This is a genomic window from Micromonospora sp. LZ37, assembly GCF_059359015.1.
Genome location: NZ_JCADBL010000001.1, coordinates 243,773 through 269,266, shown reverse-complemented (window position 1 = coordinate 269,266; position 25,494 = coordinate 243,773). Strand labels below are relative to the sequence as shown.

At 69.0% G+C, this 25,494-nt stretch carries 23 protein-coding genes, 4 tRNA genes and 1 pseudogene; 3 read left to right on the top strand and 25 right to left on the bottom strand.

The window, feature by feature from the left end; all coding sequences use genetic code 11:
- Positions 1 to 271 precede the first annotated feature (271 nt).
- From AC5L3Z_RS01230 to AC5L3Z_RS01140, 19 genes are all read right to left on the bottom strand, one after another.
- On the bottom strand, positions 272 to 640 hold the full coding sequence (locus AC5L3Z_RS01230; protein WP_494838873.1) for a hypothetical protein: 369 nt from the start codon (positions 638 to 640) through the stop codon (positions 272 to 274).
- 95 nt (positions 641 to 735) lie between these two features.
- Positions 736 to 4,623, bottom strand: a complete 3,888-nt coding sequence (locus AC5L3Z_RS01225; RefSeq protein ID WP_494838871.1) for a DNA-directed RNA polymerase subunit beta' — start codon at positions 4,621 to 4,623, stop codon at positions 736 to 738.
- Positions 4,624 to 4,704: 81 nt separating this feature from the next.
- Positions 4,705 to 8,136: a DNA-directed RNA polymerase subunit beta gene (gene rpoB, locus AC5L3Z_RS01220; protein ID WP_494838869.1), complete on the bottom strand. Its 3,432-nt coding sequence runs from the start codon at positions 8,134 to 8,136 to the stop codon at positions 4,705 to 4,707.
- Between the two features lie 577 nt (positions 8,137 to 8,713).
- Positions 8,714 to 9,103 (bottom strand): 50S ribosomal protein L7/L12, encoded by a 390-nt coding sequence (rplL, locus tag AC5L3Z_RS01215; protein ID WP_334528534.1) that lies wholly within the window; start codon positions 9,101 to 9,103, stop codon positions 8,714 to 8,716.
- A gap of 54 nt (positions 9,104 to 9,157) precedes the next feature.
- Positions 9,158 to 9,703, bottom strand: coding sequence for a 50S ribosomal protein L10 (rplJ, locus tag AC5L3Z_RS01210; RefSeq protein WP_494838868.1), 546 nt, complete (start codon positions 9,701 to 9,703; stop codon positions 9,158 to 9,160).
- Between the two features lie 319 nt (positions 9,704 to 10,022).
- On the bottom strand, positions 10,023 to 10,712 hold the full coding sequence (locus AC5L3Z_RS01205) for a hypothetical protein (RefSeq protein WP_494838866.1): 690 nt from the start codon (positions 10,710 to 10,712) through the stop codon (positions 10,023 to 10,025).
- Positions 10,709 to 11,575: an ABC transporter ATP-binding protein gene (locus tag AC5L3Z_RS01200; protein ID WP_494838864.1), complete on the bottom strand. Its 867-nt coding sequence runs from the start codon at positions 11,573 to 11,575 to the stop codon at positions 10,709 to 10,711. The genes AC5L3Z_RS01205 and AC5L3Z_RS01200 overlap by 4 nt, the downstream gene beginning before the upstream one ends.
- 79 nt (positions 11,576 to 11,654) lie before the next feature.
- Positions 11,655 to 12,371, bottom strand: a complete 717-nt coding sequence (rplA, locus tag AC5L3Z_RS01195; RefSeq protein ID WP_494838862.1) for a 50S ribosomal protein L1 — start codon at positions 12,369 to 12,371, stop codon at positions 11,655 to 11,657.
- An 83-nt stretch (positions 12,372 to 12,454) separates the two neighbouring features.
- Entirely contained in the window at positions 12,455 to 12,886 is a 432-nt protein-coding gene (rplK, locus tag AC5L3Z_RS01190) for a 50S ribosomal protein L11 (protein WP_250791726.1), read from the bottom strand.
- Between the two features lie 194 nt (positions 12,887 to 13,080).
- Positions 13,081 to 13,803, bottom strand: coding sequence for a transcription termination/antitermination protein NusG (gene nusG, locus AC5L3Z_RS01185; protein WP_494838861.1), 723 nt, complete (start codon positions 13,801 to 13,803; stop codon positions 13,081 to 13,083).
- Between the two features lie 38 nt (positions 13,804 to 13,841).
- The gene (secE, locus tag AC5L3Z_RS01180) at positions 13,842 to 14,228 is read right to left on the bottom strand and encodes a preprotein translocase subunit SecE (RefSeq protein WP_334528558.1); all 387 of its coding nucleotides are present in this window, start codon (positions 14,226 to 14,228) and stop codon (positions 13,842 to 13,844) included.
- Between the two features lie 212 nt (positions 14,229 to 14,440).
- Positions 14,441 to 14,513: transfer RNA gene (locus tag AC5L3Z_RS01175), tRNA-Trp, on the bottom strand.
- A 128-nt stretch (positions 14,514 to 14,641) separates the two neighbouring features.
- Positions 14,642 to 15,034, bottom strand: a complete 393-nt coding sequence (locus AC5L3Z_RS01170; protein WP_334528561.1) for a MaoC family dehydratase — start codon at positions 15,032 to 15,034, stop codon at positions 14,642 to 14,644.
- Position 15,035: 1 nt separating this feature from the next.
- The gene (locus AC5L3Z_RS01165; protein WP_494838859.1) at positions 15,036 to 15,482 is read right to left on the bottom strand and encodes an FAS1-like dehydratase domain-containing protein; all 447 of its coding nucleotides are present in this window, start codon (positions 15,480 to 15,482) and stop codon (positions 15,036 to 15,038) included.
- A 126-nt stretch (positions 15,483 to 15,608) separates the two neighbouring features.
- On the bottom strand, positions 15,609 to 15,776 hold the full coding sequence (gene rpmG, locus AC5L3Z_RS01160) for a 50S ribosomal protein L33 (protein WP_007073056.1): 168 nt from the start codon (positions 15,774 to 15,776) through the stop codon (positions 15,609 to 15,611).
- Between the two features lie 132 nt (positions 15,777 to 15,908).
- Positions 15,909 to 15,981: transfer RNA gene (locus tag AC5L3Z_RS01155), tRNA-Met, on the bottom strand.
- A 26-nt stretch (positions 15,982 to 16,007) separates the two neighbouring features.
- Positions 16,008 to 16,080 (bottom strand) — tRNA-Thr (locus AC5L3Z_RS01150).
- Between the two features lie 96 nt (positions 16,081 to 16,176).
- A complete protein-coding gene (locus AC5L3Z_RS01145) occupies positions 16,177 to 18,705 on the bottom strand; it encodes a putative bifunctional diguanylate cyclase/phosphodiesterase (RefSeq protein ID WP_494838857.1) in 2,529 nt (842 codons plus the stop codon).
- Positions 18,706 to 18,792: 87 nt separating this feature from the next.
- The gene (locus tag AC5L3Z_RS01140; protein ID WP_494838856.1) at positions 18,793 to 18,921 is read right to left on the bottom strand and encodes a hypothetical protein; all 129 of its coding nucleotides are present in this window, start codon (positions 18,919 to 18,921) and stop codon (positions 18,793 to 18,795) included.
- A 460-nt stretch (positions 18,922 to 19,381) separates the two neighbouring features.
- On the opposite strand from AC5L3Z_RS01140, the pseudogene AC5L3Z_RS01135 reads away from it, so the two are divergent.
- Both AC5L3Z_RS01135 and AC5L3Z_RS01130 read left to right on the top strand, forming a co-directional pair.
- Positions 19,382 to 19,495, top strand: a pseudogene (locus tag AC5L3Z_RS01135) (GNAT family N-acetyltransferase); the annotation flags it as partial.
- Positions 19,496 to 19,663: 168 nt separating this feature from the next.
- Positions 19,664 to 20,095: a DUF6924 domain-containing protein gene (locus AC5L3Z_RS01130; protein ID WP_494838855.1), complete on the top strand. Its 432-nt coding sequence runs from the start codon at positions 19,664 to 19,666 to the stop codon at positions 20,093 to 20,095.
- Between the two features lie 115 nt (positions 20,096 to 20,210).
- Here AC5L3Z_RS01130 and AC5L3Z_RS01125 read toward each other — a convergent pair whose 3' ends face one another.
- From AC5L3Z_RS01125 to AC5L3Z_RS01115, 3 genes are all read right to left on the bottom strand, one after another.
- A complete protein-coding gene (locus AC5L3Z_RS01125; protein ID WP_494838854.1) occupies positions 20,211 to 20,675 on the bottom strand; it encodes a MerR family transcriptional regulator in 465 nt (154 codons plus the stop codon).
- Positions 20,672 to 21,028: a hypothetical protein gene (locus tag AC5L3Z_RS01120; protein WP_494838853.1), complete on the bottom strand. Its 357-nt coding sequence runs from the start codon at positions 21,026 to 21,028 to the stop codon at positions 20,672 to 20,674. The genes AC5L3Z_RS01125 and AC5L3Z_RS01120 overlap by 4 nt, the downstream gene beginning before the upstream one ends.
- 158 nt (positions 21,029 to 21,186) lie before the next feature.
- A tRNA-Tyr gene (locus AC5L3Z_RS01115) sits at positions 21,187 to 21,270 on the bottom strand.
- 149 nt (positions 21,271 to 21,419) lie between these two features.
- On the opposite strand from AC5L3Z_RS01115, the gene AC5L3Z_RS01110 reads away from it, so the two are divergent.
- Positions 21,420 to 21,914 carry a YajQ family cyclic di-GMP-binding protein gene (locus AC5L3Z_RS01110; RefSeq protein WP_494838852.1) on the top strand — a complete coding sequence of 165 codons (495 nt, stop codon included), beginning with the start codon at positions 21,420 to 21,422 and terminating at the stop codon, positions 21,912 to 21,914.
- Positions 21,915 to 22,624: 710 nt separating this feature from the next.
- Here AC5L3Z_RS01110 and AC5L3Z_RS01105 read toward each other — a convergent pair.
- The 3 genes from AC5L3Z_RS01105 to AC5L3Z_RS01095 form a co-directional block, all read right to left on the bottom strand.
- Positions 22,625 to 22,852: a hypothetical protein gene (locus AC5L3Z_RS01105; protein ID WP_494838851.1), complete on the bottom strand. Its 228-nt coding sequence runs from the start codon at positions 22,850 to 22,852 to the stop codon at positions 22,625 to 22,627.
- A gap of 330 nt (positions 22,853 to 23,182) precedes the next feature.
- Positions 23,183 to 23,584 (bottom strand): hypothetical protein, encoded by a 402-nt coding sequence (locus AC5L3Z_RS01100; RefSeq protein ID WP_494838850.1) that lies wholly within the window; start codon positions 23,582 to 23,584, stop codon positions 23,183 to 23,185.
- Positions 23,585 to 24,544: 960 nt separating this feature from the next.
- The gene (locus AC5L3Z_RS01095; protein WP_494838849.1) at positions 24,545 to 25,039 is read right to left on the bottom strand and encodes a hypothetical protein; all 495 of its coding nucleotides are present in this window, start codon (positions 25,037 to 25,039) and stop codon (positions 24,545 to 24,547) included.
- Positions 25,040 to 25,494 lie beyond the last annotated feature (455 nt).

Sequence of the window (25,494 nt, the reverse complement as noted above, 5' to 3'; positions counted from 1 at the left end):
GTGCGGCCACCCGGCGGCCGGCGGGCGAACGGGGTACGCCGCCGGGGACGGACCGGGGTACGACGGCGCGGGGTGGCCCCAGCCGCCCGGGCCGGACGGGCCGCCCTCCGGCAGACCCGGGGAACGCCCGCCCGGTTCACCTCCCGACGGCGGCGCCGGCTCCGTCACGGGGTCCTCCTGTCGAGAAGTCGGTCCACCGCCGCGCGACGGACACCGGTCAGGCTACCGCCGGCGGGCACCGGCGGCGCACACGCGCACGATCACGGGACGCTCAGTCCACGTTCGGGGCGAAATCCCGCCCCAGCGGGGCCTCGGCGAGCCGGACCACACCGATCACCACGAGCGTCACCACGGCCACCGCGACGAGCCCCAGACCGGCCCAGGCCAGCCGCTCCCCCCGCTGCAGCCAGGCCGCGCCGGTGAGGAAACCACCCGAGGCGTACGCCTCACGCCGGGCCTGCCGGGCCAGCTGGAGCGCCACCGTCGCCGGCACCACCCCGCCGACGAAGATCCCGGTCAACGCCGCCATCAGGCCCAGGGCGAAGACGGCACGGGCCTTCGTCGCGCGGGCCGGATCGGGGTCGAGCGGGTGGCGTGGCGGCTGGTGCGCCACGGGCAGCGGCCCGGGAGCGGTCGTCATGCCCCCATCATGCCCGTCCACGGCCGTCCGGGTCCGGTCCCCGGACGCGACGAGGCCCCCGGCAGGACGCCGGGGGCCTCGTCGTTCGGCACTGCTTAGCGGTACGACCCGAAGTCGAAGTCGTCCAGCGGAACCGCCTGGCCGCTGGCCGGCCCGAAGCCGTAGTCCGTCTCCGGGTAGCCGGTCATCGAGTAGACCTTGGCCTTCGCCTCCTCGGTCGGCTCGACCCGGACGTTGCGGTACTTGCTGATGCCGGTACCGGCCGGGATGAGCTTACCGATGATCACGTTCTCCTTGAGGCCGACCAGCGAGTCGCTGCGCGAGTTGATCGCCGCGTCGGTCAGCACCCGGGTGGTCTCCTGGAAGGAGGCCGCCGAGAGCCAGGAGTCGGTGGCCAGCGAGGCCTTGGTGATACCCATCAGCACCGGGCGACCGGCGGCGGGCTCGCCACCCTCGCCGACGAGCCGGCGGTTCTCCGACTCGAACAGCGCCCGGTCGACCAGCACACCCGGCAGGAACTCGGTCGAGCCGGAGTCGATGACCGTCACCCGCTTGAGCATCTGGCGGATGATGATCTCGATGTGCTTGTCGTGGATGAGCACACCCTGCGAGCGGTAGACCTCCTGGACCTCCTGGGTCAGGTGGACCTGGACCGCGCGCGGGCCGAGGATGCGCAGCAGCTCGTGCGGGTCGATGGTGCCCTCGGTGAGCTTCTCGCCGACCTCGACGTGGTCCCCGTCGTGGGTCCGCAGCTTGACCCGCTTGGAGATCTTGTCGTAGACGATCTCGTCGCTGCCGTCGTCCGGCACCACGATGATCTTCCGGGACCGCTCGCCGTCCTCGATCCGGACCCGGCCCGGGGTGTCGGCGATGGGCGCCTTGCCCTTCGGGATCCGGGCCTCGAAGATCTCCTGGACACGGGGCAGACCCTGGGTGATGTCCTCACCCGCGACACCACCGGTGTGGAAGGTACGCATCGTCAGCTGCGTACCCGGCTCACCGATCGACTGGGCGGCGATGATGCCGACCGCCTCGCCGATGTCGACCGACTTGCCGGTCGGCAGCGAGCGGCCGTAGCAGGCCGCGCAGACGCCCAGCTTCGACTCGCAGGTGAGCACGCTGCGCACCCGGACCGTCTCCACCCCGGCGGCGACGATCTTGTCGACCAGGATCGAGTTGAGGTCCTGACCGCGCTGCGCCACCACGGTGCCGTCCGGCCCCTTGATGTCGTCGGCCAGGGTCCGGGCGTGCACGCTGGTCTCGGCGTGCGTGTGCACGACCAGCTTGCTGTCCAGCCGCTCGCCGATCTGCATCGGGATCGCCCGGTCGGTGCCGCAGTCCTCCTCGCGGATGATCACGTCCTGCGAGACGTCCACCAGACGACGGGTCAGGTAACCCGAGTCGGCGGTCCGCAGCGCGGTGTCGGCGAGACCCTTACGGGCACCGTGCGTGGAGATGAAGTACTCCAGCACGGACAGACCCTCCCGGTAGCTGGCCTTGATCGGCCGCGGGATGATCTCGCCCTTCGGGTTGGCCACCAGACCACGGATCGCCGCGATCTGCCGGAGCTGGAGCAGGTTACCGCGGGCACCCGAGTTGATCATCTTCCACAGCGGGTTCTCCTGCGGCAGCGCGGTGTCCATCTCCTTGGCGACCTCGTTGGTCGCCTTGGTCCAGATCTCGATGAGTTCGCCGCGACGTTCCTCGGCGGTCATCAGACCACGCTGGTACTGCTTGTCGATCTGGTCGGCGTCCTTCTCGTACTTCGCCAGGATCTCCCGCTTGCGCGGCGGCGCGATGACGTCCTCCATGCCGATGGTGACGCCGGACCAGGTGGCCCAGTGGAAGCCGGCCTCCTTGAGCCCGTCCAGGGTGGCCGCGAGGGCCACCTTCGGGAAGCGCTCGGCGAGGTCGTTGACGATCGCGGAGAGCTGGCCCTTGCGGATCTCGTAGTTCACGAAGCGGTAGCCCTGCGGCAGCGTCTCGTTGAACAGGACCCGGCCGAGCGTGGTCTCCACGGTCAGCGGCTCACCCTCGACCCAGCCCTCGGGCGCGACCCACGCCTCGGCGCCGGCGCCGTTGTCGACACCGACCACGCCGCGCAGCCGGATCTTGACCGGGGTCTGCAGGTGCAGCTCGCCGGCGTCGAACGCCATCCGCGCCTCGGCGTCCGAGCTGAACGCCCGGCCCTCGCCCTTGCCACCCGGGGTGAGGTGGGTGAGGTGGTAGAGGCCGATGACCATGTCCTGGGTGGGCATGGTGACCGGCTTGCCGTCGGCCGGCTTGAGGATGTTGTTCGACGACAGCATCAGGATCCGCGCCTCGGCCTGGGCCTCGGCGGAGAGCGGCACGTGCACCGCCATCTGGTCACCGTCGAAGTCCGCGTTGAACGCGGTGCAGACCAGCGGGTGGATCTGGATCGCCTTGCCCTCGACCAGCTGCGGCTCGAAGGCCTGGATGCCCAGGCGGTGCAGGGTCGGTGCCCGGTTGAGCAGCACCGGGTGCTCGCCGATGACCTCTTCCAGCACGTCCCACACGACCGGCCGCTGCCGCTCGACCATCCGCTTGGCGGACTTGATGTTCTGCGCGTGGTTGAGGTCGACCAGCCGCTTCATCACGAACGGCTTGAACAGCTCCAGCGCCATCTGCTTGGGCAGGCCGCACTGGTGCAGCTTCAGCTTCGGGCCGACCACGATGACCGAACGGCCGGAGTAGTCGACGCGCTTGCCGAGCAGGTTCTGACGGAACCGACCCTGCTTGCCCTTGAGCATGTCCGACAGCGACTTCAACGGGCGGTTGCCCGGACCGGTGACCGGCCGGCCGCGACGGCCGTTGTCGAACAGCGCGTCGACGGCCTCCTGGAGCATCCGCTTCTCGTTGTTGACGATGATCTCGGGCGCGCCGAGGTCGATCAGCCGCTTGAGGCGGTTGTTCCGGTTGATCACGCGGCGGTACAGGTCGTTCAGGTCGGAGGTCGCGAAGCGGCCACCGTCGAGCTGCACCATCGGGCGCAGGTCCGGCGGGATGACCGGGACGCAGTCCAGCACCATGCCGAGCGGCGAGTTGCGGGTGTTCAGGAACGCCGCAACGACCTTGAGCCGCTTGAGCGCCCGGATCTTCCGCTGGCCCTTGCCGGAGCGGATGGTCTCGCGCAGGCTCTCGGCCTCGGCGTCGAGGTCCATGTTCTGGACCAGCGCCTTGATGGCCTCGGCGCCCATGCCGCCGGTGAAGTACTCGCCGAACCGGTCGCGCAGCTCGCGGTAGAGCAGCTCGTCGGTGACCAGCTGCTTCGGCTCCAGCTTGCGGAAGGTGTCGAGCACCTCGTCCAAGCGGTCGATCTCGCGCTGGGCCCGGTCGCGGATCTGGCGCATCTCGCGCTCTCCGCCCTCCTTGACCTTGCGCCGGACGTCCGCCTTCGCGCCCTCGGCCTCCAGCTCGGCCAGGTCGGCCTCGAGCTTGGCGGCCCGCTTCTCGATCTCCGAGTCGCGGCTGTTCTCGGACTGCCGCTTCTCGGCCAGGATCTCGTTCTCGATGGTCGAGAGGTCACGGTGACGCGACTCGGCGTCCACGCTCGTCACGACGTACGAGGCGAAGTAGATGATCTTCTCGAGGTCCTTGGGGGCGAGGTCCAGCAGGTAGCCCAGCCGGCTCGGCACGCCCTTGAAGTACCAGATGTGGGTCACCGGAGCGGCGAGCTCGATGTGCCCCATCCGCTCACGACGGACCTTGGAACGGGTCACCTCGACGCCGCAGCGCTCGCAGATGATGCCCTTGAAGCGGACGCGCTTGTACTTACCGCAGTAGCACTCCCAGTCCCGCTGCGGACCGAAGATCTTCTCGCAGAAGAGCCCGTCCTTTTCCGGCTTCAGGGTGCGGTAGTTGATCGTTTCAGGCTTCTTGACCTCGCCGTGCGACCACTGACGGATGTCGTCGGCGGTGGCGAGACCAATGCGCAGCTCGTCGAAGAAGTTGACGTCGAGCACTATGTCCCCTATGTCGTCGTCTGTACTGCTTAGCTAGCGGGTGGGGTCGGAGGCCGGCGAGCCGGCCTCCGACCGCTCACCTCAGACCTCTTCGACCGAGCTCGGCTCGCGCCGGGACAGGTCGATGCCCAGCTCCTCCGCGGCCCGGAACACCTCGTCGTCGGTCTCGCGCATCTCCAGGGCCACACCGTCGCTGGAGAGCACCTCGACGTTGAGGCACAGCGACTGCAGCTCCTTGAGCAGCACCTTGAACGACTCCGGGATGCCCGGCTCGGGGATGTTCTCGCCCTTGACGATCGCCTCGTAGACCTTGACCCGGCCCAGGACGTCGTCGGACTTGATCGTCAGCAGCTCCTGCAGGGCGTAGGCGGCGCCGTACGCCTGCATCGCCCAGCACTCCATCTCACCGAAGCGCTGACCACCGAACTGCGCCTTACCACCCAGCGGCTGCTGCGTGATCATCGAGTACGGGCCGGTCGACCGGGCGTGGATCTTGTCGTCGACCAGGTGGTTGAGCTTCAGGATGTAGATGTAGCCGACCGCGATCGGGTCCGGCAGCGGCTCGCCGGAACGACCGTCGAACAGCTGCGCCTTGCCGGAGGCACCGATCAGCTGCTTGCCGTCCCGGTTGGGCAGGGTCGACGAGAGCAGACCGGAGATCTCCTCCTCGCGGGCACCGTCGAAGACCGGCGTGGCCACGTTGGTGTCCGGCTCGGACTCGTGCGCGTCGATCGAGCGGAGCTGACGCTTCCAGTCGGCGTCGTCACCGTCGACCTGCCAACCGGTCTTGGCCACCCACCCGAGGTGGGTCTCCAGCACCTGGCCGATGTTCATCCGGCTCGGCACACCCAGCGGGTTGAGCACGATGTCGACCGGGGTGCCGTCCTCCAGGAACGGCATGTCCTCGACCGGCAGGATCTTGGAGATGACGCCCTTGTTGCCGTGCCGGCCCGCGAGCTTGTCACCGTCCTGGATCTTGCGCTTCTGGGCGACGTAGACCCGGACCAGCTCGTTGACGCCCGGGGGCAGCTCGTCGCCGTCCTCGCGGGAGAAGGTACGCACGCCGATGACCGTGCCGGTCTCGCCGTGCGGCACCTTCAGCGAGGTGTCCCGGACCTCACGCGCCTTCTCACCGAAGATCGCGCGGAGCAGCCGCTCCTCCGGGGTCAGCTCGGTCTCGCCCTTCGGCGTGACCTTGCCGACCAGGATGTCGCCGGGGACGACCTCGGCGCCGATCCGGATGATGCCGCGCTCGTCGAGGTCGGCGAGCATCTCCTCGCTGACGTTCGGGATGTCGCGGGTGATCTCCTCCGGGCCGAGCTTGGTGTCCCGGGCGTCGACCTCGTGCTCCTCGATGTGGATCGAGGTGAGCACGTCCTGCTGCACGAGGCGCTGCGACAGGATGATCGCGTCCTCGTAGTTGTGGCCCTCCCAGCACATGAACGCCACGAGCAGGTTGCGCCCGAGCGCCATCTCGCCCTCGTCGGTGCACGGACCGTCGGCGATGACCTGACCGGCCTCGACGCGGTCGCCCTCGAAGACGACCGGCTTCTGGTTGACGCAGGAGCCGGCGTTGGAGCGGCGGAACTTGTGCAGCAGGTACGTCCGGCGGTGGCCGTCGTCCTGGTGGATGGTGATGTAGTCGGCGCAGAGGTCCTCGATGACACCGCCGACCTCGGCGACCACCACGTCACCGGCGTCGACCGCGGCGCGGTACTCCATGCCGGTACCCACCAGCGGCGCCTCGGCCTTGACCAGCGGCACCGCCTGGCGCTGCATGTTCGCGCCCATCAGCGCCCGGTTGGCGTCGTCGTGCTCGAGGAACGGGATCATCGCGGTCGCGACCGAGGTCATCTGCCGCGGCGAGACGTCCATGTAGTCGACGGCGCCGGGAACCACGTCCTCGGTCTCGCCGCCCTTACGCCGGCACAGGACCCGGTCCTCGGCGAACGTGCCGTCCGCCTTCAGCGGGGCGTTGGCCTGCGCCTTGACGAACCGGTCCTCCTCGTCCGCGGTCAGGTAGTCGATCTGGTCGGTGACCCGACCCTCGACGACCTTCCGGTACGGCGTCTCGATGAAGCCGAACGGGTTGACCCGGGCGAAGGTGGAGAGCGCGCCGATCAGGCCGATGTTCGGGCCTTCCGGCGTCTCGATCGGGCACATCCGGCCGTAGTGGGACGGGTGCACGTCGCGGACCTCGAAGCCGGCCCGCTCCCGGGACAGACCACCCGGGCCGAGCGCGCTCAGCCGGCGCCGGTGGGTCAGGCCCGCCAGCGGGTTGGTCTGGTCCATGAACTGGGACAGCTGCGAGGTGCCGAAGAACTCCTTGATCGCCGCCACCACCGGGCGGATGTTGATCAGGGTCTGCGGCGTGATCGCCTCGACGTCCTGCGTGGTCATCCGCTCACGGACGACCCGCTCCATCCGGGACAGGCCGACGCGGACCTGGTTCTGGATGAGCTCGCCGACCGTGCGCAGGCGCCGGTTGCCGAAGTGGTCGATGTCGTCGGCCTCGTAGCCGTCCTCGCCGGCGTGCAGCCGGCAGAGGTACTCCACGGTGGCGACGATGTCGTCCTCGGTGAGCGTGCCCGTGGTGATCGGGACGTCCACCTCGAGCTTCTTGTTGAACTTGTACCGACCGACCTTGGCGACGTCGTACCGCTTCGGGTTGAAGAAGAGGTTGTCGAGCAGGGTCTGGGCGTTCTCACGGGTCGGCGGCTCGCCAGGGCGGAGCTTGCGGTAGATGTCGAGGAGCGCCTCGTCCTGGCCGGCGATGTGGTCCTTCTCGAGCGTGGTCATCATCAGCTCGGACCAGCCGAACCGCTCACGGATCTGCTCGGCCGACCATCCGATGGCCTTGAGCAGGACCGTGACGGCCTGCCGACGCTTGCGGTCGATGCGGACACCGACCGTGTCGCGCTTGTCGATGTCGAACTCCAGCCAGGCACCCCGGCTGGGGATGACCTTGACGCTGGAAAGGTCGCGGTCGGAGGTCTTGTCCGGCTGCTTGTCGAAGTAGACGCCCGGGGACCGGACGAGCTGGCTGACCACGACGCGCTCGGTGCCGTTGATGATGAAGGTGCCCTTCGGCGTCATCATCGGGAAGTCACCCATGAACACCGTCTGGCTCTTGATCTCGCCGGTGGTGTTGTTGGTGAACTCCGCGGTCACGAAGAGCGGGGCGCAGTAGGTCAGGTCCTTCTCCTTGCACTCCTCGATCGAGGCCTTGACCTCGTCGAAGCGCGGAGCCGAGAAGGAGAGCGACATGGTGCCGGAGAAGTCCTCAATGGGACTGATCTCTTCGAGGATCTCCGCGAGACCCGAGCGTGCGTGCGGGTCGTCCGCCGACCGGCCCTGCCAAGCCTCGTTGCCGACGAGCCAGTCGAAGGACTCGTTCTGAATGGCGAGGAGGTTGGGGACCTCGAGGTGTTCGGTGATCCTGCCGAAAGAAACTCGGCGGGGAGCGAAAGCGCTCGACGTACGACTGGTCTTCGCAGGGCGGGAAGCTGCCAAGATGCGTCCTTCCGAGGACCGGTGCTGCAGAACGGCTGGTACGCGTGCACTCCAATGACCCCACCAGAAATATCCGTAAACGGACATTTCCGAGCAGGGGTCAAGTCGGAAGGCAGCGCAAACTAGCAGTGTAGCCGAGAGGCTAACCGCTGTCCAGCCCACCCCGCAGGTCGTCGCGGAACGTGCCTCGGGACCCCTGGAAACCGGGTCTACCGGGCCGCTCGGAACGCGTCGTTCCTGGCGGGCCGCTCGGGGGGGCCGCGACCGTTGGTGCTGCCGCTGCCATTACCCGAGAGGTGGCCGTCGCAAGCGCGGAAGGTCTTGCTGGTGTCAGCGTGCCTGGGAGGCCGGTGCCGCGTCAAGGGCCTCCTGCCGGGTCGCCGTCGTCTTTCCCACCGACGAGCTACCACCGGGCACCACTGTGGGCCGTACCGCGGGCGCGGGACGCCCTGCTCACGCCGCTGCCTTCGGAGCCCGTCAACCACAGCGGGCGGTGATCCGTTCCCGGATCACCGCCCGCCGCGATGCGGTGTGCCCCGGCTCACGTGAGCCGGACGCGCGCCTGGTCGAACCTCAATTACTTGAGGGTGACCTTGGCGCCCTCGCCCTCGAGCTTGGCCTTGGCCTTGTCGGCGGTCTCCTTGTTGACCTTCTCCAGGATGGCCTTCGGCGCGGACTCGACCACGTCCTTGGCCTCCTTGAGGCCCAGGCCGGTCAGCTCACGCACGACCTTGATGACCTGGATCTTCTTGCCGCCGTCGCTCTCGAGGACGACGTCGAACTCGTCCTTCTCGGCCTCCGGCTCGGCAGCGGCGCCGCCGCCACCCGGGCCGGCCATCATCATCGCGGCCGGGGCCGCGGCGGTGACCTCGAAGGTCTCCTCGAACTGCTTCACGAACTCGGAGAGCTCGATCAGCGTCATCTCCTTGAACGCGTCGAGGAGCTCGTCGGTGCTGAGCTTCGCCATGTCTGGCGTCCTTTCCTGAATCTGTTAAGTAAGAACTGGGTGCGCCGGGGGGCCTCAGGCCGCCTCGGCGCCCTCCTTCTCGCGCTTGTCCTGCAGGGCAGCCGCCAGACGGGCGGTCTTGGAGAGCGGAGCCTGGAACAGGGCCGCGGCCTTGCTCAGGTTGCCCTTCATGGCGCCGGCCAGCTTGGCCAGCAGCACCTCACGGGACTCCAGGTCGGCGAGCTTCGTGACCTCGGCCGCGGTAATGGCCTTGCCCTCGAAGACACCGCCCTTGATGACGAGCTTCGGGTTGGCCTTCGCGAAGTCACGAAGCCCCTTCGCCGCCTCGACGACGTCGCCCGAAACGAAAGTCAGCGCGGTAGGACCGGTGAACAGCTCGTCGAGGCCGGAGATGCCCGCCTCGGCCGCGGCACGCTTGGCCAGCGTGTTCTTCGCGACCGTGTAGGTGGTCTCCTTGCCGAGCGAGCGCCGCAGCTGGGTGAGCTGGGAAACCGTCAGACCACGGTACTCGGTGAGCACCGCAGCGCCCGCGTTGCGGAAGCTGTCGGTCAGCTCAGCGACGGCCGTGGCCTTGTCGGCCCGGATCGGCTTGTCCGCCATGTCCCTCCTCTCTCGTTACTCGAGGCTGGTCGCCATCGACGAGCGGAATGCTCCTCGACGGCGGCGGAGGCAACACGACAACGAAAAAGCCCCGGCGCAGGGCGCACGGGGCGAGGGCCGGCACGATCACCATGGTCGGCGGACCACAGGAGGAGCCGAGTTACGCTTGCCGCCCTACGCGGGTCGCCCGTCGTCGCGGGACCTTCGACCGTGCCGAAGCACGGTGACCAGCGGTCTCTGGGTGGAACTACTTGACGAGGTTACGGGACGTGTCCCCGTACCTCCAAATCGCCCCCGTGGTGGCCCCGGTCACGTCCCCTCAGGCGCGGCGTCGGCGCCACCACAGGTAGCCGGTCAGGGCCGCCGCGGCCCAGGCCGCCGCCCAGCCCGAGAGGAGCAGCGCGGTGGACACGGCCAGCGGCCCGGTGAGCGCGCGGGCGGTGGCCATCACCGGCGGCGCCAGCCAGGGGGCGACCGAGCCCGAGAGGCCGAGCACCAGGGCGCCGACCCCGCCGAGGGCCAGCACCGCCACGCCGTAGCCGGCGCTGCCGGTGACCGCCCTGCTGGCCAGGGCGCCCAGCGCCACCGCCGCCGGGAGGGCCAGCAGGTGGGCCCAGAGCCCCAGGGCCACCCCCGCCGCCACCGACCGGTCCCCCGGCGCGACCGGGCCGGTCACCCCGCCGAGCACCCAGGGCAGAACCAGCGCGACGGCCACCGTGCCGAGCCCGGCGAGCACGGCCGCGAGCAACCCCGCCGCCCACTCCCGCGCCGGGCCGACCAGCACCCGGGCCAACCGGCGCTGGGTGTCCGGCTCGACGTCCAGCAGGATCTTCGTCTGCCAGGCGAGCACCGGGAAGAGCACCACCGCGGAGACGCCGTACGCCTCCGCCGGCTGGGCCCGGCCGCCGCCGTACAGGACGCCGAGGGCGAGCAGGCCGGCCAGCACCGGCGCGAGCGCCCGTCCGGTACGCAGGAAGCCGGCCAGCCGCAGCCGGACCAGCGCGATCACCGGTCCACCCCGTCACCCTGCCCCGGCACCTCGCCGACCTCTCCCGGCACCCCGCCGGCGAGCCCGGCCCGGCCGTCGCCCCGCCCCGGCGCCCCGTCCGCCGGCCCGGACGTCCCGGCGGGGACGCGGCGGTCGTCGGGGCGTACCCCGAGGATCTGGTGGCCCTCGGCGCGCCACCGGGCGACGGTGCCCGCGACCCGCGCGGCGGGCACCGCGACCTCGACCACCGCCAGCGGTTCCGCCCCGGCGGCCGGCTCCTCGACCACGGCGCCCTCGGCGAGCCGCCAGTGCCGGGCGCCGGGAAGCCGCACGGTCTCCCCACGGTGATCGCTGACCAGGACCGCCCCGCTGGCGGCCAGCACCTCGTCGACCAGCTCCGGGACGAGTTCCCGGGCGGCGACGTCCAGCCCTTCCCAGGGCTCGTCCAGCACCAGCAGACCCGGCGTGCGGAGCATGGCCTGGGCGAGACCGACCTTCTGCGCGGTGCCCTTGGAGAGTTCGGGCAGCCGGATCGCGCGGAACCGGGCCAGGCCCAGCCGGTCGGTCCAGTGCGCGACGGCCCGGTCGGCCGCGGCCCGGCCCAGGCCGGCGGCGCGCCCCATGCCGGTCAGGTACCGCTCGACGGTGAAGGGCTGGTCGGCGGGGAAACGCTCCGGCACCCAGCCGACCCGCCGCGGCCGGTCGGCGACCCGACCGCGATCCGGCCGGAGCACCCCCGCCGCGAGCTGGAGCAGGGTGGACTTGCCGACCCCGTTGCGGCCGAGCACGACCGCCACCTCGCCCGGTTCGATCCGGGCCTGAGCCGCCCTCAGCACCCACGGGCCGCGCCGGTGGTACCGGAGCCAGACGTCCTCCAGCCGCATGCCCGCGAGCCTGCCACAGCCGGACGAACGGCAGGGGCCCCGCCACGAGTACGTGGCGGGGCCCCTGCGCGGGTCGTGCTCAGCTCTCGGCCGGAGCCTCGTTCAGGTTCTTCACCAGCTTCGGGTCGACGGGAACGCCCGGGCCCATGGTGGTGGTGAGGGTGACCTTCTTGAGGTACGTGCCCTTGGCCGCGGACGGCTTGGCGCGGAGCACCTCGTCGAGGACCGCGGCGTAGTTGTCGATCAGCTGGTTCTCGGAGAACGAGGACTTGCCGATGATCAGGTGCAGGTTGGAGTGCTTGTCCACCCGGAAGGTGATCTTGCCGCCCTTGATGTCCGAGACGGCCTTGGTGACGTCCATGGTCACCGTGCCGGTCTTCGGGTTCGGCATCAGGCCGCGCGGGCCCAGGATCCGCGCGATCCGGCCGATCTTGGCCATCTGGTCGGGGGTGGCGATCGCCGCGTCGAAGTCCAGCCAGCCGCCCTGGATCCGGGCGACGAGCTCGTCGGTGCCCACCTCGTCCGCACCCGCCGCGGCGGCCTCCTCGGCCTTCGCGCCGGCGGCGAAGACGATCACGCGGGCGGTCTTACCGGTGCCGTGCGGCAGGTTGACCGTGCCGCGGACCATCTGGTCCGCCTTGCGGGGGTCGACGCCGAGGCGCATCGCGACCTCGACCGTGGCGTCGAACTTGGCGGTGGTGGTGTCCTTGGCGATCTTGACCGCCTCGGCCGGGGTGTAGAGCTTCGACCGGTCGATGACCTCGGCGGCCTTGCGGTAGCTCTTGCTGCGCTGCATTTTCGGGTTACTCCTGTGGTCTATGGCGGGCCGCGACGAACGCGCGCCCTCCCACGAACTGATCTGGTGAGTGGTCGACGACGTCAGTCGTTGACGACGATGCCCATCGACCGGGCGGTGCCGGCGATGATCTTCTCGGCCTGGTCGAGGTCGTTGGCGTTGAGGTCGACCATCTTCTTCTCGGCGATCTCACGCACCTGGGCGCGGGTGACGGAGCCGACCTTCTGGCTCTGCGGCACACCGGAGCCCTTCTCGACGCCGGCGGCCTTGATCAGCAGCCGGGCGGCGGGCGGGGTCTTCAGCACGAAGGTGAAGCTGCGGTCCTCGTAGACGCTGATCTCGGCCGGGACGATGTCGCCCCGCTGAGCCTCGGTCTGCGCGTTGTAGGACTTGCAGAACTCCATGATGTTGACGCCGTGCTGGCCCAGCGCGGGGCCGACCGGCGGGGCCGGCGTGGCCTGGCCCGCCTTCAGCTGAAGCGTGAACGTCTTGACGAGCTTCTTCTTCGGAGGCATGTCTCTTCCTGGGGCTTGGAACTGGGAAAGGTGCTCACCGTCGCCGGCCGCGGGCGCGCACGGTCAGCGCGATCACGACAGCGGCGACGTTCTAGCGTAGCGCAGCGTCCTCCCACCCCTCCGTCGAGGTCCGACGGGCGGTGGAACGAGTACGCCGGCGGCGGGCTGCCTGCCCACCGCCGGCGACCGGTACGTCAGATCTTGGTGACCTGGTTGAAGTTCAGCTCGACCGGGGTCTCCCGGCCGAAGATCGACACCAGCACCTTGAGCTTCTGCTGGTCCGCGTTGATCTCGCTGATCGTCGCCGGCAGCGACGCGAACGCGCCGTCGGTGACGGTGACCGAGTCGCCGACCTCGAAGTCGAGGACCTTGATCTCGGGCTTGGCCTTCTTCTGCTCGGTCTCGACCGCCGGCGCCAGCCACTTGAGCACCTCGTCGAGGGAGAGCGGCGCCGGGCGGTCGGCCCGGTCGGTCGCCCCCACGAAGCCGGTGACCCCCGGCGTGTTGCGCACGCAGGAGTAGGACTCGGCCGTCAGCTCCATCCGGACCAGGATGTAGCCGGGGAAGACCTTGGCCTGGACCTGGGACCGCTTGCCGTTCTTGACCTCGACCTCTTCCCGGGTCGGCACCTCGACCTGGTAGATGAACTCCTCCATGTCGAGGGAGGTGATCCGGGTCTCGAGGTTGGTCTTGACCTTGTTCTCGTAGCCGGCGTAGGAGTGCACCACGTACCAGTCACCGGGCGCGTAGCGCAGCTTCTGCCGCAGCTCGGCGACCGGGTCGTAGTCCTCCTCCGGTGCGGGCTCCGTGGTCGGGAACTCCGGCTCGCTGGCGGCCTCGACCGACTCGTCACTGGCCGCCGTCGCCACCGTGGACTGCTCGTCCGTGGTCTCGGCGGTCTCGTCGTACTCAGGCACGCTTGCTCACTTCCGTCACTATCGGCTCAGCCGGCCGGTCAGTTGCCGAAGACCCACAGCACGCCCTTGGCGAAGCCGAAGTCGAGGAGGCCCACGATCGTCAGCATCACGGCGACGAAGGCGACCACCACGGCGGTGTAGGTCAGCAGTTCCTTGCGGGTCGGCCAGATGACCTTACGCAGTTCGGCGACCACCTCGCGGAAGAAACGCGCGATGCGGGCGAACAGCCCCACCCGATCGGTCTCGGTGCGGGTCTTCGGCTTGCTGTCGGCCGACTCGGCACGGGTCCGCGCGCGGGTCGCGGTGCCGCCCCGGGAAACCGGCTCGTCCGCGTCGGTGGCGTCGTCGGCGGCCACCTCGTCGACGTTCTCGTCGCGCGGAACGTCGTCGCCGGCGTCCTCGCCGCGCCGCTTGTTCTCGGCCACTTCGCCCTCCGTCGCGGGATGTCGGGTCGCACGCCGATCGGCGTGCGCGGCGCTGGTCACGCCGGCCGGACCAACCGTCCCGCGACGGGCCGCGGCCGGCGGACCGGACGAAGGGAACCCGAAGCCTCGGGACCACCCCGCCGATGCCACCACCACGGGCCGGACGCCGCCGTTCGGCGGCGCGACCCACGGGAACGGTCAGGCCTGAGGCGCAGGGGTGACAGGACTTGAACCTGCAGCCTGCGGTTTTGGAGACCGCTGCTCTGCCAATTGAGCTACACCCCTGTGCGGCAACGCTCGCCCCGCTCGACCACGAGTGGTCGCGCAGGGGTCACTTGCCCCACGGCGGACCAGTGTACGGGTAGTGCGGCGACTTTCCCAACCGGCACCACCCATCACGTCCGGACCGGACCTCAGCGGGCCGTCCGGATGGTCGCCCGAGCCTGCGAGAGGACCTTCTCCCCCAGGCAGGTGGCGGTCACGTCGAGCCTGGTCAGGCCCGCCTCGGTGACCTCCTTCACCACTGCGGCCACCTCGATCTCGGTGCCCTGGTCGTCGTCCGGGACGACCACCGGCCGGGTGAACCGGACGCCGAAGTCGACCACCGCGTCGGCCGCCCCGGCCCACGTCGTCACCGCCCGGCCGACCAGCGCCATGGTGAACATGCCGTGGGCGATCACCCCGGGCAGCCCCACCTTGGTGGCGGTCCGGTCGCTCCAGTGGATCGGGTTGAAGTCGCCCGAGGCGCCGGCGTAGCGGACCAGGTCCGCCCGGGTCACCCGGAACGTCTGAGTCGGCAGCTCCATCTCAGGCCTCCCCGCGTACGACGATCTTGGTCCAGACGGCGACCACCGGCTCGCCGGCGGTGGTGCTGACGTCGGTGCGGGTGGTCAGGAAGCCGTGCCCACCCCGGTTGGTGACCTCCTCGACGGTGTTCACGCAGACCAGCTCGTCCCCCGCCACCACCGGACGGGTGTACGCGAAGCGCTGGTCGCCGTGGACCACCCGGCTGTAGTCGACGCCCAGCGCCGGATCCTCGATGATCTGCCGGCTGGCGGCCATGGTGACCACCACGGGAAAGGTCGGCGGGGCGACCACGTCCGGGTGGCCGAGCGCGCGGGCCGCCTCCGGATCGTGGTGGGCGGGCTCGGTGGCGCCGATGGCGGCGGCGAACTCGCGGATCTTTTCTCGGCCCACCTGGTAGGGGGCGGTCGGCGGATACGTCCGGCCGACGAAGGACGGGTCCAGGGACATGCCGCCGAACCTACACGGAAACACGAACGCCGATCCGTACGGGACGGGCGGCGAAGAGCCGCGCCATCCGTGCGGATCGGCGTTCGGGAGTTGCTCAGGGGCGGGCCGGCTGATGCCGGCCGCCGGTCAGCGGGTCTCGCGGTGGACGGTGTGCCGACCGTCCCGGGGGCAGAACTTCTTCAGCTCGATGCGGTCCGGGTCGTTACGACGGTTCTTGCGCGTGATGTAGTTGCGCTCCTTGCACTCCACACACGCCAAAGTGATCTTCGGCCGGACATCGGTCGCCTTCGCCACGGCGGAGTGCCTTCCTCGCTACGGATAACAACTACGACGCATGAGCCTACGCGGTCAATGCGCGGACATGCAAAGCGGGCGCCTGTGGCGCCCGTCCCACCGACCGCCGGGACCGGGCCCGGAGGACGAGAGTAGCGGTGGCCGGACTTGAACCGGCGACACAGCGATTATGAGCCGCTTGCTCTGCCATCTGAGCTACACCGCCGCAGGCGGGTCCAGCCGGACCCTCTGAGCCCCCTTACGGAATCGAACCGTAGACCTTCTCCTTACCATGGAGACGCTCTGCCGACTGAGCTAAGGGGGCCTACCCGATCACCCCGGAGGGCGTCGCGCAGGGGATACATTACACGGCCCCGCGCGGTGGACGAAATCAGATCCCCCCTACCCGTGTCGGCGCAGGTCAGGGCACCACTCGCAGCCGCGGCAGCTCGCCGGCGGAGATCGTCTCCGGGTCCACCTGGGCCCCGAACCAGGCCTCCAGCCGCTCGTACGGCAGCGGGCGGCTGAAGAGGAATCCCTGGCCGATCTCGCAGCCGATGTCCTGGAGCAGCTCCAGGGTCAGCTCGCTCTCCACGCCCTCGGCCACCACCGCGAGGCCGAACTGCTGGGACAGGGTCACCACCGCGTTGACGATCGCCAGGTCACCCGGATCGGTCGCCATCCCCTGCACGAAGGAGCGGTCCACCTTCACCTCGTGCACCGGGAGCCGGCGCAGGTGGGCCAGGGAGGAGTCACCGGTGCCGAAGTCGTCCACCGAGAGCCGCACCCCGAGGTCACGCAGCCGGTGCAGGGTGGGGATCGGCCGGTCGGTGCCGTCCATCACCCCCGACTCCTTGATCTCCAGCGTGAGCCGCTGCGGCGGCACGCCGTACTCGTCGAGCAGTTCCTGGACGCGGGCCGGGAAGTGCTGGTCGGTGAGGGACCGGACGGAGATGTTGACCGCGACGGCGAGCGACTGGGCGCCGTCACCCCAGTCGCGGCTGCGCCGCAGGCCCTCCCGGAGCACGAGCTCGGTGAGCCGGTCCAGCTGGCCGGTGTGCTCCGCGACCGCGACGAAGTCCTCGGGAGCCACCGTGCCGTGCGTCGGGTGCTCCCAGCGCGCCAGACACTCGACCCCCACCAGTCGCCGGTCCCGGAGGGTGACCTTGGGCTGGAAGTAGACCTCCAGCCCACCCTCTTCGAGGGCGCGGCGCAGGTCACCGGCGAGGCCGAGCCGGCGCAGCGAACGGGACTCCAGCGCCGGGTTGAACAGCTGCACGGCGCCGGGCACCGACTTCGCGGCCGTCGCGGCCAGGTCCACCCGTTGCAGCAGGGCGGCCGCGTCGCTGCCGTGGTCCGGGTACACGGCCACTCCGACGGCGGTGTCCACGTCGAGGGTGAGCGCGTCGAAGATCATCTCGTCGCGGATCTGCTCGCGCAGCTCGGCGGCGAGCTCCAGCGCCGCCTCGGCGTTCTCCAGCCGGAGGGTGACCAGGAACTCGTCCCCGCCGGCCCGACCCACCAGCGCCGAGGAGGGGGCGCAGGCCCGCAGCCGCTCGGCCACCTCGACCAGGACCTTGTCGCCCGCGGCGTGGCCGAGGGACTCGTTGACCTGGCGCAGGCTGTCCACGTCGAAGAGGAGCAGCGCGACGACCTCGCCGGGCGCCCGGATCTTGACGGCTTCCCCGAGCGCCGCCGTAATCCGCCGGCGGTTGGGCAGCTTGGTGAGGGTGTCGTGGTACGCGTCGTGGCGGAGGCGGTCGACCAGCCGGGAGTTCTCCAGAGCGACGGCGGCGTGCGCGGCCACGGTCTCGAAGACCTCGATGTCACCCGGAGCGAACTGGGTGCCGTCCCCGAGCAGGTTGGTGATCTCCAGCGTGCCGATGATGAACTGTCCCGACCGCAGGGGCACGACCACGGCGTCCTTGATGCCGTGCTCGGCGAGTTCACCACGCAACTTGGGATCGCTGGTGACCCCTCGACCCACGGCGATGGTACGGCCGGTCTCCCGGGCACGGTGCCTGATGCTCGACGGGGTGCGAGCGATGTCGAGCAGGGCCGGATCGTCCACCCTCGCGGTCAGCAGCGTCTCGGGGTACGGCCCCTGGGCCGGGAGCCAGAGAGTGGCGTACTCCGACTGCATCAAGGCGCGGACCCGGCCGAGCAGGGCGTCGGCGATCGCCCCGCTCTGCCCGCTCTCCATCACCGCCCGGGTCAGGTCGTACAAATCGGCGAGGGTGCGGTGCTGGCGGAAGAATTGCGCGTACGAGCGGTAGACCAGGGCGAGCCCGGCGGCCAGTGCGACGAGCAGCACGAGCGACCACCAGGTGCTCTGCACCACGATCAACACGATCAGGGCGACCGAGGTGTTGATCGCCGCAGTCAGCACTCCCGGCCTTGCCGTCCGTAGCGCTCCACGACCGGTCTCCCAACCGCCCAGCAGAGTGTGCACCGCGGCAACGGCGGTGATGCTCACCACCAGCAGTAGGCTGATCGCGGCGAAGATGCTGCCCCAGGTGCGTGGGCCCACCCCCTCCAACGGCGGGAACGCCTGGAGGGCCAGGGTGGCCAGGGACGTACCGGCGGCGGACCGCGCGACGTTGAACCAGATTTTCGGCGCGGACATCCCGTGCCGGATGGACGTCGCGTAGGAGGCCACCGCGTAGATGGTCACGACCGTCAGCGGCGGGAGGTAGTAGAGGGCGAAGACGAGTGGCAACTCGGTCAATGTGACGGCGAGTGTCTGCCGGCGGACGACCAGGCTCAGCAGCGGGAGCCCCGCCGCGATCATCAGAACGAGCAGCAGAGCCGCCAACGGCCACTCACCGAACGGTCGGTCAGCGGTGATCCCTGTCACCGTGGCGCACACGACCGCCAGCAGGGCCAGTGGAGCCGTGATGATCCAGGCGTCCTCTGAGGACCTGCGTCGTGAGCGGTCACGCCCGGTCATCCAACTCCTTGGGTCTCGCGTCGTGACGCGGCGTCACCGACGCATGGTCGCCCTGACGCCCGAGGCAAGGGATGGGGCCGGAACCGGTCAGTTCCAGATGATGTCGAGCGTCTGCGGTTCCGCCGGAACGCCCAGGTCGACACCGCCGAAGCCGCCGACGAGGGCGGCCAGCACGAGAAGCGAGCCAAGCAGCCGGCCAAGCATTCGACCAGACATGGGTACTCCTGTCGACAAAAGGGGTGTCACGGCGAGGTGGAGATTCCACGATGGTGCCACAACCGGACTGACCCGCAAAGCGGACGGACGGCCCATCAGGACAGCCCCCACGGACCGAATCACACGGCGGGTGACAGGTCTCCAGACGGGCGGCCCTGTAGTACGACCAGCAGACAGATGCTGCGGGTTCGGCCTTTAGCCGCGATCCCCTCCCGGACCGGCGAGCCGGGCTATTGCCGCAGACACCTCGACGGCCAACGCAACGGGTCGGATCGGATTGATCTCCCCTCACCGGACGACGCCCTCTAGCAGGTCGGCGACACCGGACCGGAACAGCGCAGCCGGTCACGAACCGTCACCAGCGGCGGGCAGCCGGCGACAATCGCGGCCATCAGCATGCCTCGGGTGACGGCAAGAACGCCAGACCGCACCCGCGACACTTTCGCCGTGGGGTCACGGGTACGCCAGTGAGGCGGCGGCGCTGGTGCTGCGCCACGCTTTCGAGGCCGGGTTGCAGACGGTCCTCGCCGTGACCCACCCCGACAATGTCGCCTCGCAGGGCGTCTGCCGCCGGCTGGAGATGAGACACCACGAGGCGACCGACCGGTACTACAACATGACCTGCGAACTCTTCAGTCTCCCGAACCCTGAACCCCGACCCTCCCCGGAGACCGGCGCGAACCGCGGGCATCAGCGGTCGCGGCGTAGGTCGAACCCACCCCGACCAGCTTGGAGTGCCTCCATGGCCCGCCTGCCCGACACAGACCGCGTTCCGGTGATCCGTGCGGACTTCAGCGACGATGCGCTCTGGGCCCGACTTCAGGAGGACATCTCCGAGGAGACGGAGGAAGGCTTCGCCGCCAACGTCGAATTTGTCGAGGACCGGACGCTGGTCCGCCTCGACGTGCCGGCGCTGGTCCGCGCCTTCCCCCGCGCATACCCCCACGAGTACGAGCACCCGGTGGTGTTCGTCGTCGACGCGGTGACCGTCTCGTCACCGGAACATCCCATCCTCGCCATCGGCCTCAACGAGCGGGACGCCGCGGAACCGTTCCGGGTCGTGCCCGAGGAGCTGCACTCGATAGAGAACAACCTGTCGATCGCCAACATGGACTTCTTCGAGTTCGCGAGGGCAGCGCACCGCAGCGACGGTGTCTTCCGGGGCTTCAGGTGACCCCGCCGTGAGCCCCACCGCTCCTCACCGCCACGGGTCACCCCAGCGCATGGCCGATCGGTCGTTCATGCGGCGTCAACCATGCCATCTCCCGACCCGTGGAGATCATCGGCGATCAGGCGGAGTCTTCGACACCCTGGCCGGCCGGTACTTCGGCGCACCCGAGTTCAGCGAAGGGCAGGGGGCAGCAGGAGCTGCCGGCGCAGGTGGTCAGGTCGTCACAACCGGCCGAGATGGCGGCCCGCAGGGTGTCACGGATGACGGTCAGGTCGGCCAGCTTCCGCTCCACCTCGACGAGCTTTTCCCTGGCACTCGCCGGTAGGCCGCTGTCCGGCCGACCGCGATGCTGGTGCCGGCCGGCGTCGAGCAGGTCGGCGACCTCGTTGGCGGTGAAGCCGAGGCGTTGCGCGGTCTTGATGACCCGCAGCAGGGTGACCGACTCGGCCGGGTAGAGCCGGTGCCCACCCGGCGACCGCGGCGGTGGGTCGAGCAGGCCCCGGCGCTCGTAGTAGCGCAGCGTCTGCTGGTTGACCCCGGCGGCGTCGGCGAGCTGGCCGCTCCGCAGTCCCGACCCGGTCACCTCTGATTCCGAACAGACACCGCCCGCTCGGCGAGGGCGTCGAGCACGTCGACGTGGGCCGCCGGTACCCGGATGTCCAACGCCAGCGCATCCGGTCCGGACCGGGAGAGGTCAAAAGCGAAGAACGAGCAGCAGGACGACTCCCGCTCCGTCAGATCCCGGGCTGTCTTCTCGACCTGTTCCGCGCCGTCGAGCTGCAACCGCAGATGCCGCGCCGACAGCCGGTCGACGCCCCGTACCGCCTCGGTGAAGAACTGATCGAACTCGGCGAGCCGCAGCGGCCGTTCAGCCGTCGGCAGCGTGCAGGCATCCGGCGCCCAGGCGTCGTCCGTCGTGGTGTGGTGGTCACCCATACCCCGACGGTAAGCCTGTACCTGGGTACCAGCTGCAAGCCCGGGCTGCGACTTCTCGCCACTCGTGGGTGATTCCGCGTGGTCGGAGGCCTCTACGAAGGACTCAACAAAATCGGCCCCTGATCGCATTTCTGCTGATCAGGGGCCGCTTTCGCACCTGGTGGCGGGTAGAGGATTCGAACCTCTGTAGCTTTCGCGACGGATTTACAGTCCGCTCCCATTGGCCGCTCGGGCAACCCGCCAGGGCGTCACCACCGCGTCGCAACGCGGCAGCGGAAGCAAGGATAGCGGTCGCCCCCCGGGGCGTCGCAACCGGGTACCGTCAGGGGGTCGTGCCGCTGGTCAGCGCACGACGGAACAGCCTTGACCGCCGGACAGCAGGAGCATGAGCATGGCAGCGAACCCGTCGTTCGACATCGTGAGCAAGGTCGACCGCCAGGAGGTCGACAACGCCCTCCGCCAGGCGGAGAAGGAGCTCGCGCAGCGGTTCGACTTCCGCGGCACCGGCGCCGAGATCTCCTGGTCGGGCGAGGAGGCGATCAGCCTCCAGGCGGAGACCGAGGAGCGGGTCCTGGCCGCGCTGGACGTCTTCAAGGAGAAGCTGGTCAAGCGGAACATCTCGCTGAAGTCGCTGGACGCCGGCGACCCCCGCGCCTCCGGCAAGATCTTCAAGATCGACGCCAAGGTGATCCAGGGCATCGAGACGGACAAGGCGAAGGCGATCAGCAAGAAGATCCGCGACGAGGGCCCGAAGGGCGTCCAGGCGCAGATCCAGGGTGACCAGCTCCGGGTCACCGGCAAGAAGAAGGACGACCTCCAGGCCGTCATCACCCTGCTCAAGGGCGAGGACTTCGGGGTCGCCCTGCAGTTCACCAACTACAGGTAAGCAGGCCCCGGCCGGCCTGGTCATCGGCCGGCCACGCCTTGTCACCTAGGCAGACACCGTCGCCACTGGTCGTCATTGGTCGCTCTTGTTTGGCGCTCGACGGCCTGGCGACGGCCTGGCATGTTGGCCGTGACTGGATCGGGAGCTCAGCCCTTCGTCGTACGGAGGCTGCCCTGGGAACCGCAGCACCCTACCGGCGATCTCCTCAACGACCTCTTCACCGACTACCGTTGCGATGGCGTCCCACATGACCCCACGTGCCCGCGCAAGGCGCTGCGCAACTCGCCAATCCGTGAGAAAGCGGTCCACCGTCTCCGCGTCAGCCACGCCGCCTGCTTGGCGGGATCCGATTCTGTCGAGCGAGACGACGATGCACTCCAGGTCGCGGGCGATCTCGATGGCACGGTCGAGGGAGATCGTCACTTCGGGGTCATCATGGTGACGCTGGACCATTGCATGCCCTTTGGTCGATGGCGGTTGATTTATTTTTCCCCTAAGCAAACAGCGTCGCCCCTGCGACCATCGGGCGAGGCGTCACGCTACCTCTTGGCCTGCCCCGACCTAGCACCAGAGCCACCGACTCCTTGACCCCCAGGCAACCAACACAGCCCGTTGACCAGCGGGGGTGCCCCGCCCGAGCCGCTGCGATGGTCCCCGGCAGTGCATGCATGTCCACCGGCGTCCGTCGTGATCGTCACCCAGTTAGTCACTCAGCCCGCGTCAGGCGTGGGCCGCAATCGACTGAACTGAGGATCAAAGCAGATGAGTCCGTGCTCGGCTGCCAGCCGTGCGGCGTCAGCCGACACCTCATCAGCGCGGCTGTAGCTCATGGCGAAGTAGATGATCGGGCCGGAGGCTTCGTCCCGGACGGGGCCTGCAGCGAACGGGCTTGCGTCCTCTTCGTCGTCCTGGGTCAGATCCACCCAGCGTTCGAGCAACGCCTCTACGTAAGCGGCGATGCGGGGCGTGGGCGGCGTCTGCCACTCATCCTCAAGGTACTTGCTGTACAGCTACTCGAAGATCAGGGCCGCAGCTGCGTCTCAGGGCCGCAGCTGCGTCGTCCGTGGGCCGCTCACCCTCCCACACCGCCAAGTCGTAACTCACCCCGGGAGTATGGCGCGCAAGCATGAGCTAGGGCAGCCGGGTGTGTCTTGACCCGTTCTGTGTGAACGAACCACCACGGGCGGCAAACAGCATCCCAAGGCCGGATGACCTGCTGCAAGGGTCCGCTGTCGTCCAAGGTCGTCCGTCGTTGTTCGCACCGATCGTCACCCAGTTGGGCACCCACTGGTTCGCACGAACTCCTGCAAGATCCAGCACGCATGGTCCACCGATGACACGAAATGGCCGGTGAACTCGACGGGATCGTCCATGACGGGGACCTCGACAGCCTCATCGAAGGGCACCGAGTTATCCCCCTGAAGGAGCGACATTGACTCTGGCGCATCAGCAAGGTGGATCACTGCATGCTCCCCCCGGAAGCCCACGGTGAGCAGTGGGAAGTCTCGATCAGGCATCCGGACCTCCAGATACCCCTCCCCTCGGGACCTGAGTTCCCCGAAGCGGTCGAACAGCTCAGCCGCCGTCGACTTGATCTCGGCCAGGAGGAACCGCCCCGAGGTCGGCGACGTTCCCGCCCAGACCACGTTCACGTCCGCGTACGAGCTCATCTCCACACCCCCAGTATTAGTCCGGCCATGTCCCCATCCTGTCTGCCGCCGATCCGCCCTCCCATGGAGCGGGCCGCCGCCCGGCCTGCGACGTCAAGCGGACCTTGACGCACGTACGGACGCTGCCGGAACAGACTGAGTAGTCGGCTCTCGTGTCGCGGACCGCGCCCCCCGCGGACACCGCCACAGTGGCGCAGTTGACCTAACCTCGCCAGGCGCGGACCCGGCTCCTGGGGTCGGAGGTGGCCACCGGCGGCCACCCCTCCCCCTCCCAGGTGAGCAGTTGACCTGACCCTGAGCGGCTGTGGAGCCGGCTCCTGGGCGACCGGCATGCCGCCGCGCGGACACCGCCCCCATGCTTGGGGCTTGCCGCGCGGACCCGGCGCGCGCCCTCTGTGCGCCGCGCTGCTCGGGCGCGGCGCGGCCGGCTGCCGGCGACGGACCTCCACCACTCTCTGAGCCACTCCGTCTGCGGCGGCCCCTCCGGGCTTCCGCTCCCCGCGCCAGCCGCCGGGCGTGTTGCGTGGCCGGCGTGGAGCGACAGCGGAGCGTCGGACGCGCGCCCAGGCGGCGGCGCGTGCGGCCCGTTCAGGGCCGCCTTGAAGACGTACAGAAACTTTGAACAACTCCGCCGGCAGCCGGCTGTCGTCCACTAGATGCGTGACAGATTGGTTCCACTTGACGCGTTACGGGTTTCCGCTCGATGGACTGCCGCTGTTACATCGAGCTACTACTCAGCCGGGCGGACACGATGGCTCGTCAGAGGCGCGGTCAGCGGCACGTTAGGACGTCTTGTCACGGCGCCTCAATGGCGGTGAGTCGCACCTTGCCTTAGTGCTAGGTGACGCTGATCCTTGTCGGTCAGGACCAACATGGTCACGCCGCAAGGGCGCGGTATAAAAAGACAAAGCCTGATCAGCAAGCCGCCCATACGACGATTCCCGGAGCGGGTCACCTGAGCTAGTAGACCCAAAGATCAGGACCGTAATCTTGGTCCAGCACACCACCGTCAGGATCACGCAATTGAACGAATGTCCTGTACGCGCCCTTCACGCCTGGGTGACTAATTTTGAACGCCACGGTGCGGCTGTCATCGTCGCTCTTGGGCGTCACCTCTGCTCCCGGCAACTCTTTGAAGCCTTCGACTGGCACCCCTCCCATAGGATCTTTATAGAGGACCGAGTAGTGCAGCTTGCACTTCTCCCTGTGGAATCCCTTTATTTGAAGGCGAACGTGCATCGTCGCAGGATTTCCTCGTGCGACGGTGACCAGTCCTACCTCGCCGGACTTTGGTGGTGGGGAGTAGCCAGGTTTCCAAGCGGGCTTAAGGAGGAAGACCAGCCCAACGATGGCGGCCACGGCGGTCGCCAAACCACCAAGCGTCAAAATGATGGCGAAGGGACCGCGTTTACGCTTCGTGGCGTCTCCGCCGGATCCGGGCACTGCCTCCATCATCGATCTGCGGGTAGGGTCTCGATGTTGAGAATCTCCCGAGGAGTTGCCCCCACATCCCGTGACCGGCGCCACTCCATGCGTGCAGTAAATCACGACGCTGGTCTAGGCGAGTGCGATCTGCCGAACACCGCCCTCGACTAGAGGTAAGAGGTTCGCCGGCATGGCGACAAGGACGCGCCGTCGTGTCGGGAACCGACAGGACATAGATCAACGCGGGCGGGTGAGCGCGGTACGCTCGGCCCCTTGCGCCCAGCCGTGATTGGGCAGCATCCCAAGGCGGCTTGCCCAGTCGGTACAACGAACGCTAATCCCAGGGAACCGTCCGCGCCGCCAGCCTCTCCGGCCGCCCCGCGACAGCGGGGAGCCACCGAGCCCGCGCACCTACACCCACCTGATGCCCACCAGTGAGGACCGCACGCGACGGGCTGTGGACAAGATGCTCGGGTCATCCTCGG